Source organism: Alteromonas stellipolaris, from assembly GCF_001562115.1.
Classification (GTDB): Bacteria; Pseudomonadota; Gammaproteobacteria; order Enterobacterales; family Alteromonadaceae; genus Alteromonas; species Alteromonas stellipolaris.
The window spans coordinates 3,189,827-3,204,383 of the sequence record NZ_CP013926.1 but is presented as its reverse complement, the minus strand read 5'-3'; the positions used below and the strand labels follow the sequence as shown (position 1 = coordinate 3,204,383).

Genomic DNA, 14,557 nt, shown 5'->3' with positions numbered 1-14,557 from the left:
CGTAAACCTAAGGCTTTTTAAATTAAATAAACGACAGTAGACTCCTGCGTTTGTAAATAATAAATCTCCAAGGAATTGGTGCGTGAACAATATTATTCCAAGAACTAACCATTTTATTTGGATACGATATCTTGCTGCTTTCTCGATTGTATTCTCACATTCCAAGCAGTTTGATACTGCGCCGCAGTCCTATATCGACGTAGTAGGTACACTAACGTGGTTCGTGCCAGGTGTTCCAATACTGTTCTTTATCAGTGGTTTTTTGATATCCCTAAGTTCATCAAACAGTCAATCACTAACCGCCTTTTTTGTAAAAAGAATCCTGCGTGTTTATCCACCTTTATGGGCCTCTTTTAGTGTCAGCGTGGTTTTAATATTTTCATTAGGCATGGTCGAGTTACACGGCGATGACTGGCTCAAGTTCCTTATGTGGAGTATAGGGCAAGTTACCGTAGTGTTTTTCTACCATCCTGACTTTCTTAGTCATGTAGGTACAGGTGTATTGAACGGTAGCTTGTGGGTTATTCCCGTTATTCTTCAATTTTATCTCGGCCTTCCTTTACTTAGAAAATTAGATAATTATTGGATAGGGAAAGGTAAATCTCATTATATTTACTTACTGTTAGTCGTTTGTGCTTTGTTCAATATGGTATTTCATTACTTTAATAACTTTACGCCGAATGTTTACACGAAAATCATACACTTTCTAACGCTTTTGCCGTGGTTGTTCTTTTTTCTATTAGGGTACATATTTAGTCGTGACTACGGAAGGTTAAAGAGGTTAACTACTTATGCGAGTCCATGGCTTGTACTACATGTTGCGTTATTTTGTACTCTAGGGGCACTGGGATTTAAGTGGGGTAGAAATGACATTAACCCGATTTTGTTTACGGTATTAGCATTCTCAATCGTAAGTATTGCTTTTAAAGTACCTTCAAACCTATCGTGGTTCAATCGTATAGAGAAGTTCATCGCGAAGAACGATATTTCATTTGGTCTATTCGTTTACCAAATGGTCATGCTGAACACAATTATGTACTTGGGAATATTTGACGACAACTGGTTGGCAAGGTTACTCACGTTCCTTCTAGCAACAATTACGGTAGCTAGCCTTAGCTTAATATTACTTGAAAAGCCTCTTCGGAATAAAAGAGATTGGTTTATTAAGGTTCTATCGCGAAATAAAGAGCCCCAGCAAAAAAACAAAGCAGTGTAATAAGGATTTTTCTTAAATTGATAGGGGCTCAGTAAATAAGATATTTCAAAATTAAAAGGTTACTTCTGAAACATCTTATCAATAGCGTCAACAATTTTAGCTTCAGGAAAAATAGTATTGTTAATACTTTCACAATACTGTGTTGCAGTATCACGTACAAAGCTTTTATCCAGCTGCTGTAAAATATTCAATTTTTCTTTCGCTTTGAAACTATGCGATTTTTCAGTGACCAGTTCTTTTGGCTCTATATTCAAGAAGCTCGCAAGCTTAGTGCTAGCGCTGCCTAGTTCTTTGGTCTTAATTATTAGCAGTTGTTCTTTCGGAATACTGGTGAGCACGTTGTTGTTATGCTCGGCCCAGAATTGGAAATAAGAAGCCAATGGAAATAATCCATATTGACGAAGTGGTTCATCGTACTTGGTGTATTCAAAGCCTCTATCGTAATAGTTTGTTCTGCCTAAATCATAGAGCGAATTTTTCTCTTGAACATCTCTGGCCAACTGGTGATTGAACCATGAATCAATCCACGAAATGCAGTCTCGAATGGTCAACACATATTTAGCATTGGCAAATGTTTCGATGAGTTGTTGTGGGAATTGGCCATAGTAATGTGACGAGTCCATTTCGAGCCAGTTGTAGCGGTCTCGCACAGAAAGCTCTCTCTTAATATCTGCATCTGATAGCAAGCCTGCTTTTGATAGATATATCATAGCAATGATAAATGTATCGTTAATTTCATGATAAGAGCGAAAATTGGATAGGATGTTTGCTACCGAGTGCGTTCCAGACTTAGGCGTACCTAAACAAAAAGCATGAAACTTTCTTTTTTGCACTACACGACGAAGTGGGTACTTGTATTTATTGGTACGAATGAGCTTTGAGTATTTGCTCACTTCGTCTTGGCTCACTTCTATCGGGTTAAGTTGGGTCGGCATTTCTTTTCCTCTATCTACCTTTTTAAAAACATCTCATTTATATTTTTTTGGTTTACACGCTAGCATATCAGCATATTGTGAAGTCTAGGGGAAGATATAACAAAACAGCGAAGTCTAGTTACTTCCCACATAACCTGCGAAAACCTCATTTAGGCTTACTAAGCTCGACGAACCTTATTCTTAAGCAACGTAATAATTTGAACTATAAACTCTTTTGGTAATGTCAAATAAGCTAAACAGGGTAAAAACACAATATTAAATAAGATGCCTGACACAACTAGAGAACCCCAATTATCAATCCAGAAAAGGGGGTAAAAGTGAGAAGCTAAAAGTGCTACTAGGCAAAGGATTAGCGAAATCAAAAAGCAAATGTCTACTCGGTACAATGGCACGGAATTGAATTGATTGAACACAACACGGAATAGAAAAAACTGAACTAAATAGGAGACTAAAGTAAACGTCAAAGCTACGCCAATAATCCCATATTTGCTTCCTAAGATAAAAATTAACAATAAGGTAATGACAGAGCCAAATAGAGAAACGTACATGAGATTTTTGTGGTTAGCTTGAGCAATCAGTATTTTTCTAAAGATCATTGCATAAGGGCTAGTTAAAAGCGCAAAAGCCATTATAGAAACAACGGTAGCAGCCTGCTCAAAAGTCTCTCCAAGCCATACGGTAATAAAAGATTGACTGAACAATAGAATATTAACTGCCAAAAGTGTACTCACTAAAAAGCCCATTTTGGCGGTTCTAACGATGTATTCCGTCATTTCACTACCTCTGGCGACAAGTTGAGTGAAATACGCCGAAAAGGCATTGAAGATAGAGTGGGTTAACGTATCTGCATGATTGATTAGATTCTGTGCCACACCAAATATAGCAACTGATTTTACAGTCATGAGGTTGCTAATAATAATAGGGGCAGAGCGTTGATTTATCACTTTTGCGATAGACATAATGATGATGTACTTCGAAAAGTTAAATAGCTCTTTTAGTGTCAAAAGGTTGATATCTGATAAGTGAAATTGCCAATGCGGATATATCTTTCTAGCGATAGCAATTTTTATAATATTAATGACGACGTCAGTAGAAACTGCACACATGGCCATTGCTGCAATCCCCTGGTGTCTGCCTACATAATAAATCAGTAACGATTTAATAAAAACGTTAAAAATAGCCAGAACGGCATCAATGTCGACTCTTAAATAGGCGGCATATATTGCATTTATAGGATTCATTGCAAAATCCATAACGATTTTGAAAACAAACACCAATGCCACATTGATAAGTAAAGATTTCATACTGTTATCAAGGCCAAGCAACTCAGGTGTATTAAACATTAGAAACGCTAAACTGGACGATATTAGCCCTAACGCAGTAAACAGTAATAATGAAACAGTTAAAAATCTATTTGCCGATTCCTTATCATCTTTTTCGAGATAAAGTGTTACAAATCGTTGTACTGCAGCAGGGAAGCCAAGCTCAATAATATTGAAAAATGCCAGAACAGATAGTATTAATAACCAAAGGCCATAACCATCACTGCCAATACTAGTAATAATACTGGGGGTTAGTATTAGCATGGCGGCAACGACGACTATTTTTTCAATAAATGAAAAGAAGCCGGAAGAGAGAAGACGTTTTTTACTCAATGTATTAAGTACCTATTGATTCAAATATAATTATAAGTGAATTAGTTTCTGGTATTGCGGAATAACTCACGAAGCCTTTCAGCGTTTTCAGTTGTCATTTTCAACTCTTCGGGTAACTTTTTCTTGCCCATTAAGGTCTTTTTAACATTGAATTTTGACTCTATAACTTTGGGCCGGCTGTATCGGCCATCCCAGCAGTCAATTAGTGCGCCGATATCCAAAGCAATACCGCCTTGCCTTTGTATTTCGGCACAGTAACCTTTTCCAATCAACCCCGCCGCAACTAAATAGGGCATACCTGGGTATTTCACGTTTATTTCGTTTTTTATTCTATTAAAGTGCTTTGGATAATGCGGGATGAAAGTGCCAACCTGCCTAGCAGACTTGTCGGGCGTGATATGTTCAACCACTTTTATGTTTAGCGCTTTTCTGAGCTTGTCAGGAATATTTTGACGGGCGGTTACTACACCAATTTCGCCAGCTCGTTCGAGCAAGTTAGTAAGCGCGCCGGAAAGGAAGTAGTCAAAAGGGATCCATTGGGTGCATAGCTTCTGCTGAGAATAAGCATTGTGTTTAATTGCTTTATACAGTTTGGCAATACGTCTGGCGTCAGAATAGCAAATATCTAATTCAGTAGCGCGTAGGGTAAAGGCTTGTTTAAATTCATTTAAGAAAAGTTGCTCATCGTTCTGATGTAGTAAATTTTCATTAAATGAGACACCAAGCACATCATTTCGGATACCAACTATATTCGTATTGTCGATGGCGGCTAACAAGTTATGTTTTAATGCCGAAAGCTGTTCAATTGTCGCTTTTTTACCTACGTGTTCTGACAAATATTCAATATCTTCGATTGAGCATTTTTCGTCAAAATCTAATAACGCGCCTTCTCCATCACCAAGACGAACAAAGCTGAAGGGTTGTTTTTTTTCAAAGGCTTCATTTACTGCAAACTCAAATTCATCATAAGAAGCTAGAGCTAAAGATTTATATACTGTCATTATTCTTTTCTAATAGAGATTGGATATGCTGCGCAGTATTGGTCCACGTCAGATGGGAAATAGACGCGCGTATAGTCTCGCGCTGCCATGTGATATTCCTAGCTTGTAGAATAGCCTCTGAAACGCTTTGGGCACTTAATGCGCCTATGAATATTCCGTTTACGTTGTCCTTTACTACCTCAGGTATGCCACCAACCTTAGTCACGATCACGGGCGTTCCAGTTGATAGAGACTCCATAACAACATTCGGTACGCCTTCTCTATAACTAGGTAGGATCAAAGCATCTGATTTATGTATAAAACTCATTAAGCTTTCGTGTGGGATTGGACCTACTATATTAACGCTGTCAGCAATACCAAGTTGATTAATTTTTTCTTTGAGCTCATTCATCTGTGCCCCTGCACCCACCAGGGCTAAGTTAATAGAGATATTCTGGGCTTTCAACAGTGCGATGGCGTCAATGAGTTCAAAAATTCCTTTTGTCTTTATAACTGAGCCGATAAAAACGAGGTTGATTGTAGCAGATTCGAATACTGGCGATGTTCTTAAAGTAAAGGAGTCAAAATCGACTCCATTATAGACAACTTCAGTCTTTACTTGCGATATATGACTCTTTATTGCCGTGACCAATGCTTGGCTTTTACCCGTTACAAAGGAGGCTTTTTTAAACGCCCATTTCATTTGACGCTTATGAAGCGGTTTCGTCATTAGCGCATTAATGTCACTTCCTAAACTTTCAATAATAAGCTTATTGCCCACAATCCCTTTAAAGAATGCCGCGCAAACACCTTCGGCATAGGCCCAACTGGCTATCACTCGTTTGGCACTTAACATCCAAAGTAATGGCTTAACAGAAATAACCATGGAGATCCCTAGAAAGAGAGGATGCAGTGAGGTCATTAGCTTTGGAACGTAAAAAAACGGAAATAAGCATGTATCTTTATCAGCACGATAACCTTTAACTAATACTTGCTTTAGCCATGTAAACCAAGGTACTGGAATGAGCTTCTTTATGTCGTAGTGTTCGCTTAAATGTTTAGTTTCTTCTAAGTTGTAAGTTGCTCTTGTCTCTTGCCAGGGGAGAGGGTGCAAATTAGTGAAGAAAAGTAGCGGTTTTTTTTTGCTCATGAGTAATAGGTCTCATATAGCGCGGATACACTGTCAATTGAGTAGTTATTAATAATAAAGCTGAAAGCCTTTTCACCCATTTCTTTCAATGCTTTACGGTTTTCATTTAGGTGTTTCAAATGTGTAAACCAGGTGTTCATATCATCTCTGTCGTATACATATCCATTCTCTCCACTATCAATGACAGCACCAATATCACCCACATTGGTTGATAATGCGGGTATTCCCCTAGCCATAGCCTCGAGTAAGGACATGGGAAGGCCTTCGGTAGTGGAGTTAATTAACAAAACGTCCTTATCATCGTAAATTATATATTCGTCCAATACTGCGCCGTGGAATGTCACAAATGGCGACATTGCTAACCTTTCTGTAAGTGTGGTTAACTTTTCAAGTTCGGGACCATTCCCGTATATATGTAAGTGACTAAAATCATATACCTTTTTATCCGCATAGTTTTCGATAAGTTGTTCGATATTTTTCAGAGAAACTAGGCGAGAAACAGTACACAGATTAAGTTTGTTATTGCGGCCTACCCTAAGAGGAGCGTCAGCAACTTCTACACCGTTTTTTATTACCTCAACGTTACTTGGGTGCCAGCCATAGCGTTTATAAATTCCAGTCTTTATAGGCTCAGAAACCGCAAAGATTTTATTGAGGTATATAGATGCGATTTTGTGCGAGCCCCTTAGAAAGCCTATGGGGGGTTCGACCTCACCATGAATAGTGTAAATGACATTTTTAAAGAGAAGTATCGGAAAAATGGGGGCGAAGGCTTTAATAACGGCAGGTGAATGAATATGTATTGATGAGTATTTTATTAAAACGATTAACAGTTTTAAAAGGCGTAAGATGATATTCCCATTCACATTAATCACATCAACGTTTTTCGTCTCGATGCTGTGCTGGAATGCGTCATCTTTATTTCCGAATGACAAAACAGAAACATCCAGCCCTTTATCTTTTTGTCTCGTGACTAAATTCTTCACGCATTTTTCAGCACCGCCCACTTGCAGACTACTTACGCAATGGATAATTCTCATTTTTAAAACTTCCTGGCATAACCAAACATCTGCATCAAATCGGCTTCACTCATTCCTGGCGCAATTGGGAATCGATGTAAATCGTAAGGTGAAGAAGAAGGAAGTTGGTTGATGCCTGATTGAAAATTAAAAGCTAGTTCATAACCATTGTTTTTAAGGCCATCCACAACATTGTCATCATACGTTGAGCGATTTCCTACAGGGTATGAAAATGCCGAAATCTTGCATTGCAAGTTCGACTCTAAAAGCGCTTTTGAATGACTAAGCTCGTAAAAAAGCTCATCAGTGGTTAGCTTTGTAAGAATATCGTGATTATGGGAGTGAGCACCTAATTCCATACCATTATCAATAAGTACTTGTAAGTGACTCCAGTCCATAAATTCTGCTTCTGGGTATGAACCCGAATGATTAAAGAATGCCTCTAACTCTTTAATTTGTTCTTCGGCGGCGCTTTTACAGTGTTTGATTGACGCTAAAACCGCTCGGATAAAGTGATCACCATCATGCTGGTTAATGACCTTATCAGACCAACCAGAGAGTTTGATTGCTTTTGGGTTATAGGTTTTAATTAAATAAGCAGCTTTATCCCACCAAGGAACGACGGTGTTTCCTATTAGGCCCGTTGCAATGAAGAAACTAGCGGTTACATTATGGCTTTTAAGAATAGGGAGTGCATTACTGTAATTATCAATATAACCATCGTCAAATGTTATACACATCACTCTTTCATTGATAGCCTCGTTAGTACGAAGGTATTCACTAAGGGCGCTCAGACTAATTATTCGAAAGTGTTTCTTAAAAAATGTGAGGTGCTGTTCTAATTCTTTTGTGGAACAAGAATAAACACAAGGGTCAAATTGCGTATCTGCACTATCTCCAATCCTATGGAAATTAACACTGTATAAGCCATTTGGTCTAGATGACCAAAAATACTTGTCCAGCCCTAACAAGTTTCCGAATTTCTTCTTAATACGAGACATCGTCAAACTTAAAGCCGCTTAAATGATGGAGAGGGTAAAATATAATCTCTATATGCGTTGGGGTTACCTTCTTCGCCAGCTTCTGCAGCTTTGATTATATTGTACATTTCTCGAGCGGAAACATAGTGAAGTAAGTAGTTTTCGCCATCGTTGTACTTGTCATTAAGGTGGCGATGCATTGCTTCTACAGGTTTCCCTAAAAGCGTATCCATATCCCCATCCTGCGCACCATGAGTGTGAATTTTGATAAATACCCACTCAGGCTTCCCTTTAACATGAATGCCTTGGTCAACCCACAAATCGACGCGGTTTGGGGTTGGGGGGAAAGTATGTCTGACATCAGAATTTTCAATTTGTGGGAAAATTCCTTTTTTCTTAACCTTCCAATTCAGCCCTAAAATACCTTGGATAAGAAGTAGGTCGCCCCATGCTCGTCCACCTTTTTCTATTGGCTTGCCAGTTTCGTAGGATTTTGGTTTTTCAGGATCATCTTTAGCGTAATAAATAGTATTGAGCATGGCAGGCTGAGATGTATCTGGTGATGGGAATGTGAAATCTGCATAACAACCAGTTTCGTTTAATACAATTAACTCATCGTTCACGCCACACCAATGACCTTCAGGGTGTGAATTATCCAATACCCAATTTCCATGAATAAAAGCATAGGTAGGCTTTCCCGTTTGGGGGTCAATACTCAATGCATTGTGCTCTTCATGAAGGCATTGCGCAAATCCCGACAGGGTCTTTCTCAAATTATCACTCGTATCATTCTCATGGTGTAAATGAATTTCAATTTCGCCGAATCCTTTAGCACAAAGGTCTGAAATTTTGTCTAGGTGTTCTTTTCTATATTCTTCTTCTGGGTAGAAAAAACTATGTTTGGGATGGCAACCATCTGAATCAGTAAACTTCGATGCCATTAATGGATAATCTGACATCCAGCGATCTACACGTTTTCTTTCTAATTCAATATTATCTTTGTTAAGCCATTGAGGTTCATAATGGTCTACGAAGCAAAACATGACATGCTTCGTACCAGAATGTTCTGGCGCTGTCGAAAATTGGCTCTTGGTATAGTTCCATAGCCAGCTTTGCATTTTTTTCTTTCTAACAATGAAAATAAAAGCGGCTATAAAGAGTGTAAGTAAAATTATTGCAACAACTGCAATCATCGAGATGTCCTTTGCCAAGTAGCAGATAAATTGCTTGTTAAATATCTAATGTAGCCGCGAAAGAGCGATATATTCATGGATACAAAAAACGTTATTAATGATACTAGACCACTAACAATAGGTATGTTTTTTAATAGCTTAAGACTTCCAACTAGCCACAGGCAATAGAATGCAACTTGCGCGATAAAAAGGTAAGTGTAAATCGAATTACTATGCCAAAGCAAAACGAAATTTGTAGATAAAGAGAGGATCATGAAGTGTGGTACAAACCAACGAATAACTTTATGACTTATATAGGAAAACCAGCGCCACTTATATTTAGGGTTGAGTAACCATGTCAGCCTGGCAAAAGCTTGGTAATTGCCTGCGCCAATGCGCACGCGACGATTGGCTTCTTCTTGCATGCTTGGGGCTATCTCTTCTATTGCTTTTGCTTCTGGCGTATAAACCACAGATTGATTTTGGCGAGCCACATTCATCACAATACAGAAATCATCGATAATCGTGTTGCTTGGCAGTGGTATATAAAATTCAGTTTTGATGGCATAAATTCCGCCATTCGCTCCCAATAGAGCATCTAACCTTGATTCATGGAATTTCAGTACTTGTTCATACTTCCAATAAAGGTTGTCTTTGTTATCTCCAGAATGTGCATCAACGAGAGCTAACTCACCACACACAGCGCCAACTCCCTTCTGATTGATAGACATGACAAGCTGGGTAACTGCGTCTTTTTCGAAGGCAGTATTCGCATCTGAAAAAATAGTTATTTCTGAAGTAACACGTTCCATCAAATCATTTAATACATTAATTTTGCCTCGATTCTCCTCGAAGCAAAAAGTACTTAGTCGAGGGTCGTCAAATGATGCCAATATGGAATTCGTGTTGTCCGTACTTCCATCAGACGCAACGAAGATATTGAGCTTTTCTGCCGGATAATCTAAAGCGAGTAAATTTTCAATGCGTTCTTTAATACATGATTCTTCGTTGAATGCAGATATAACGATAGTGACAGAAGAGTCATCAGATGCATCTAAACGACGTTCTTTCTTAATTAGTGTATAGCGGGTGTCCCTAACGCATTGAACCAACGCGCTGACCAATATTAATATGAAAGGATAGATAACATAGCTATAGATAATAGCCAAAGAGACAACCCAGAATAAAATTTCGATATACTTCATTTATGCTTACTTTGATTTCGCGGGAATGCCAAGTGCAGTTTTGTTCGACTCTACGTCCTTTACGACCACTGCATTAGCGCCTACTTTTACATTATCACCCACAGTGATTGGGCCAAAAACTTTAGCACCAGCACCAATAAATATATGGCTTCCAAGAGTGGGAGATTTTCCTTTTTCATCACCCATTACAACACCGCTTTCTACAGTGATATTGATACCACCTTTTACTTTAGAGTTTATGACTACGCCGATAGGATGCATAATGACAAAACCTTCGCCGAAATCCGCATTTACGCCGATAACACAGCCATTATAAACCCTATTTACGTGTTGAATTATCAACGCGATAGGTGCCAAAATTTTTGTTTTCGCACACCTGCCGGCTAAGCGGAAAAGGATATTAGCACTAGTTCCATCAGTAAGGCACGTTCTAAGTAATGAAATTTCAGCGCCATCTTGATGAAAAATTTCCTGTTTTCTTTTTAAGTCAGATTTTATAAGTTGCAATGTAGATGGCATGATTATGTGTCTTTGCTTTCTTCTAAAATCTGTTTCACTTTCTTAAACATATACTTCTGCAAAGGATTTCTGTTTCCCCAAGGTCTCCATGTCTTAATCAAGTTATTTCGGTATGCGTCGAAGTGTAGGCCTTTAGGAGCACAGACAACTTCACCTCTATCTAATAGAAGTTTCAATACATTCGTACACAATACACCCGCCGCTAACGAAATACCCATACATGTCGAGGGTACCTTCTTTTTCATGAAGTTTACTGACGAATTTTGAACGAGGTAATGTCTTTGCTGTACTGAAGGTGAAACGCCTATTACAAAGCGAACAATATTGTCCTCGAAGTATAGCTCTTTAGTGGCATCGTCAGCACCGTCGGGGGCGTCAACCATTGCAAAATATTCGTCAAACGACATGCCGCCAGGTTTGAAACATAGCATAGCCGTACCCATCCCCATTGGGGCTGCAGTAATAGTAGGTATACCTAATTCATAGCAGCGGCGAAAGACTTGCCTTCTAATTTCTAATGCGAAGATATCTAAACTGTCTATGTATACATCAACGCCATCTAAAAAGGCTTCAAGGTTTTCGAGCGAAATCCCTCTGTCAAAATTCTTTATCTGCGCGTCAGGGTTGATGTCTCTTAACGTTTTTTCCATCACAACTGACTTTTCTTCACCAATTGTAGATACAAAAGCACCGGCCTGACGATTAAAGTTGGCGTAATCATATTCATCTAAATCAGAAATATGGAAGTTTGAAATGCCCATTCGAGCACATACAATGGCGTGATCGCCTCCAACGCCACCCAATCCGCCAATAGCTACTTTGGTATTTTTAATTTTTTCTTGCTCAGCTTCCGTTACCCAGCCGATATTTCTCGAGAACGCTTCGTTATAATTGAACATGAGATATCTCGTTATATTAATTATTAAAGATTTGCCTGAACCTTCAGTTCGTCAATCCTACGCTCGTGCTCTTGAGTTTTTGGCTTTAATTGCGTTAATACCTTTTGGGCTTCACTTTTATCTTTAGCTTTCAAAAGTGCAACAACGTAATCGATACCAATATCGGGGGAGTTTGCGCTAGTTTTAAACGCATTCTCGAGTAGGTCTAACGATTCATCTATTCGGTCTAGTTGCAGTAAAATTTTACCACGGGTTGCCATTATCGAAGGATTCTCTGGAAGTATAGCTTGAGCTCTGTTCGCGTACACTAAAGCGTCATCATATTTTTGCGCTTCACCCAAAAGCCAAGCTAAATTATTTAATACCAATGGACTTTGTACTGCTTCGTTCTCCACCAAGTACTTATAATGAGCAATCGATTTATTCGGTGCAGAGTACATTTGTTGATTGGCGGCCAATAAACGAATTTTATTGTGACTTGGCGCTATCGAAAGATGTTTTTCAGTAAATGCTAGAGCTTCTGCTTCTTTATTGGCTCTAAACAATGCAGTGTATAGGATAGACGCGACTTCTTGGCTTTTGACATTTTGATAAACTTTATCTATTGCATTAACTGCTTCTGAGTATTTTCGCTTCGCGATCAATAGTTTGCTTTGAACTGTTAGCCCTAGAGTTGAGCTTTTGATCGCAGGGCTGAGTGAGTCGAAAACGGTAGTGGCTTGTTCAATATCACCATCTAAAATTAAAATGCGAGCCTTTATCAGTTTAAGTTGTGTTTGGTCAGGGAATAGCGAAATTCCCTCTTCCACAAGTTCAAGAGCACCTTTGTAGTCTCTTGTGATTTCAGCCAACTCGATAGACTTTAAAAAGGCCTTAGTGCTTTGCTCTAGTCCTCGCCATTTTTCAAGCGCCTGTGCGGCATTTACGAAGTCCTTTCTTTCCCAATAAGCATCAGCTAGCATCATCCAATATTTTGGTTCGTTTTCCGCCTTGCTATGAATGTTTTTTAATACAGAAAGCTGTTCATCTGTTTTATTTAGTTCTGCTAGAGCCCCCGCGTAAAGTAATGCATACTTTATATCATCCGATGAATTATACGCTTTCTTGAACGGTTCTATTGCGACACTGTAGTATTCAAGTTCTTTTTGAATCTGAAAGTGTCGAATAAGGACAACCATATCAAGGGGGTGATAATTCACTAATGATTCAATCTTAGCTTTAGCTGAAGCCAAGTCGTTATTTCTCACGTCTTTTTCAACGAAAAACAAGTTTGCAGAAACGTGTTCAGGCTCTAATCCAAGAATTTTACTATAGATGCCAGCTACCTTATTGGCGTTACTGGTATGTGAGCTCGCTTGCGCTTGAATATGTAGTGCCGATACTGTGTCGGGGTGTGCCTTTAACCAATTTACTGCTAGTTGTTCAGCTTTATCAAATTGCTCTGCATTAAGGTAGGCGAATGCCAGTACAAGAAAAGATTTCTCGGAATCGGGATCCTGCTTAAAACTTTTCTCTAACTCCTCAATTCCTGTGTCAGCAGTTAGAATTTTTAAAAGGCCAATACTTCTTAGTAGTTCGGCGTCTTGTACATCATCTGTGCTTATCTGTTCTATCAGGCTTTTGGCTTGCGCAATTTCACCTTCTTGAATAAGTAAGGATGAAGACTTTGCTAAGTAGAGCGCTTCGCCAACGGGAATAGTCGCAATATCCTCTAGAGACTCATCGTTGTCATTGCTATAGCCTAATTGAACCTGAACTATTGAATAAAGCTTATGAGAAAAATGCTCTGGTGGTAAGGTTTCTACTATTACCTTTAAGTTTTGGTATGCCTGTTCTAAATTATTTTCATAGTAATTTGCTAGCGCAGCTAGAAGTCGTGTGACAGAATTTGAACGGCCATTTTTTATTGCGGTATCGAGGTATATCAGCGCACTCTCGAAGTCATTTTTGGAAAACTCAATCGTTCCTTTCAATTGATTAAAATAAGGGTGATTTGCCGAAAGTGACAAAAGCTGATTAACAAAGGGTTCAGCTTTATCGTATTCTTTATTATTTACTAATGCGTCTGCTAATTTTAGCTTGATTTTGTAGTCATGAGCTCTTTTTTCAAGCAAGCCCTCTAAAGTTTGAATAGCAAGGCTCCACTTCCCTTCGACGGCTTCTAAAATAGCCTTTAACTGAAGTGCTGCGATAAAGTCTGGTTGAGCTTCTACACTTTTATTGGTGTAATCAATTGCATCTCCAATTCTATTATTTTGAATGGCTAAGTAAGCTTTTGCCAGTTGGGAAACTTTTAACGAGTCACTTTCAGTAAGACGAGAAAAGCTCGCTGCCGCTCTGAACTTTCCACCACTATTATAAGTTGCAATCGCTTTATATATTGCTAATTCTAAAAAGCTTTCAGTATTCTCGTCAGTGTTTGGGATAGATAGCTTTTGTAGTTCGTCGAATGACTCAAGCCATAAATATGTTTCTGCAAGGGATACAACGCCATTCGGCGATAAAGCGGTATCAGCGCGAACGAGCTCTTTTCTCGCCGCCGAATAAAGGCCTTGCTCTAAATAGACTAAACCTAGGGACTCCCTTGCCGTAAAGTTATTTGGCTCTTCTTTAATTATGTTTTTTAAGGCTATTGACGCTTCTTGATACTTTCCTTCTTGTTTCAGTTGCTCAGCATCAAGAAGTACTTCGTTAGTCGATTTAGGGCTGCACGCTGTAAGATTCAAAAGTAGGAGGGAGGTTAAAACCGCTAATTTGACTGAAGTATCCACATTAATTTCCTTATTATTTCTTTACACTAAACTAACGCATCAGAATAAATATACAA

Annotated in this window: 12 protein-coding genes; 1 reads left to right on the top strand and 11 read right to left on the bottom strand. The window is 38.8% G+C overall.

Going from position 1 to position 14,557, the window contains the following annotated elements:
• Nucleotides 1-82 precede the first annotated feature (82 nt).
• Nucleotides 83-1,216: an acyltransferase family protein gene (locus AVL57_RS13715; RefSeq protein ID WP_057790488.1), complete on the top strand. Its 1,134-nt coding sequence runs from the start codon at nt 83-85 to the stop codon at nt 1,214-1,216.
• 59 nt (nt 1,217-1,275) lie between these two features.
• Here AVL57_RS13715 and AVL57_RS13710 read toward each other — a convergent pair whose 3' ends face one another.
• From AVL57_RS13710 to prsT, 11 genes are all read right to left on the bottom strand, one after another.
• On the bottom strand, nt 1,276-2,151 hold the full coding sequence (locus tag AVL57_RS13710) for a sulfotransferase (protein ID WP_057790490.1): 876 nt from the start codon (nt 2,149-2,151) through the stop codon (nt 1,276-1,278).
• 158 nt (nt 2,152-2,309) lie between these two features.
• Nucleotides 2,310-3,806 (bottom strand): oligosaccharide flippase family protein, encoded by a 1,497-nt coding sequence (locus AVL57_RS13705; RefSeq protein ID WP_057790492.1) that lies wholly within the window; start codon nt 3,804-3,806, stop codon nt 2,310-2,312.
• A 41-nt stretch (nt 3,807-3,847) separates the two neighbouring features.
• Nucleotides 3,848-4,807 (bottom strand): GT-D fold domain-containing protein, encoded by a 960-nt coding sequence (locus AVL57_RS13700; protein ID WP_057790494.1) that lies wholly within the window; start codon nt 4,805-4,807, stop codon nt 3,848-3,850.
• A complete protein-coding gene (locus AVL57_RS13695) occupies nt 4,794-5,936 on the bottom strand; it encodes a glycosyltransferase (RefSeq protein ID WP_057790496.1) in 1,143 nt (380 codons plus the stop codon). Before AVL57_RS13695 ends, AVL57_RS13700 begins: the two co-directional genes overlap by 14 nt.
• Nucleotides 5,933-6,976 (bottom strand): glycosyltransferase, encoded by a 1,044-nt coding sequence (locus tag AVL57_RS13690; protein ID WP_057790498.1) that lies wholly within the window; start codon nt 6,974-6,976, stop codon nt 5,933-5,935. The genes AVL57_RS13695 and AVL57_RS13690 overlap by 4 nt, the downstream gene beginning before the upstream one ends.
• 2 nt (nt 6,977-6,978) lie before the next feature.
• Nucleotides 6,979-7,695, bottom strand: a complete 717-nt coding sequence (locus AVL57_RS13685; protein ID WP_231701217.1) for a polysaccharide deacetylase family protein — start codon at nt 7,693-7,695, stop codon at nt 6,979-6,981.
• Nucleotides 7,696-7,964: 269 nt separating this feature from the next.
• Nucleotides 7,965-9,128 (bottom strand): hypothetical protein, encoded by a 1,164-nt coding sequence (locus tag AVL57_RS13680; RefSeq protein WP_057790502.1) that lies wholly within the window; start codon nt 9,126-9,128, stop codon nt 7,965-7,967.
• Nucleotides 9,125-10,312, bottom strand: coding sequence for a glycosyltransferase family 2 protein (locus tag AVL57_RS13675; RefSeq protein WP_057790504.1), 1,188 nt, complete (start codon nt 10,310-10,312; stop codon nt 9,125-9,127). The genes AVL57_RS13680 and AVL57_RS13675 overlap by 4 nt, the downstream gene beginning before the upstream one ends.
• Before the next feature lie 6 nt (nt 10,313-10,318).
• Nucleotides 10,319-10,831: a serine O-acetyltransferase gene (locus AVL57_RS13670; RefSeq protein ID WP_057790506.1), complete on the bottom strand. Its 513-nt coding sequence runs from the start codon at nt 10,829-10,831 to the stop codon at nt 10,319-10,321.
• A gap of 2 nt (nt 10,832-10,833) precedes the next feature.
• A complete protein-coding gene (locus AVL57_RS13665) occupies nt 10,834-11,730 on the bottom strand; it encodes a ThiF family adenylyltransferase (RefSeq protein ID WP_057790507.1) in 897 nt (298 codons plus the stop codon).
• A 23-nt stretch (nt 11,731-11,753) separates the two neighbouring features.
• Entirely contained in the window at nt 11,754-14,501 is a 2,748-nt protein-coding gene (gene prsT / locus AVL57_RS13660) for an XrtA/PEP-CTERM system TPR-repeat protein PrsT (protein ID WP_057790509.1), read from the bottom strand.
• Nucleotides 14,502-14,557 lie beyond the last annotated feature (56 nt).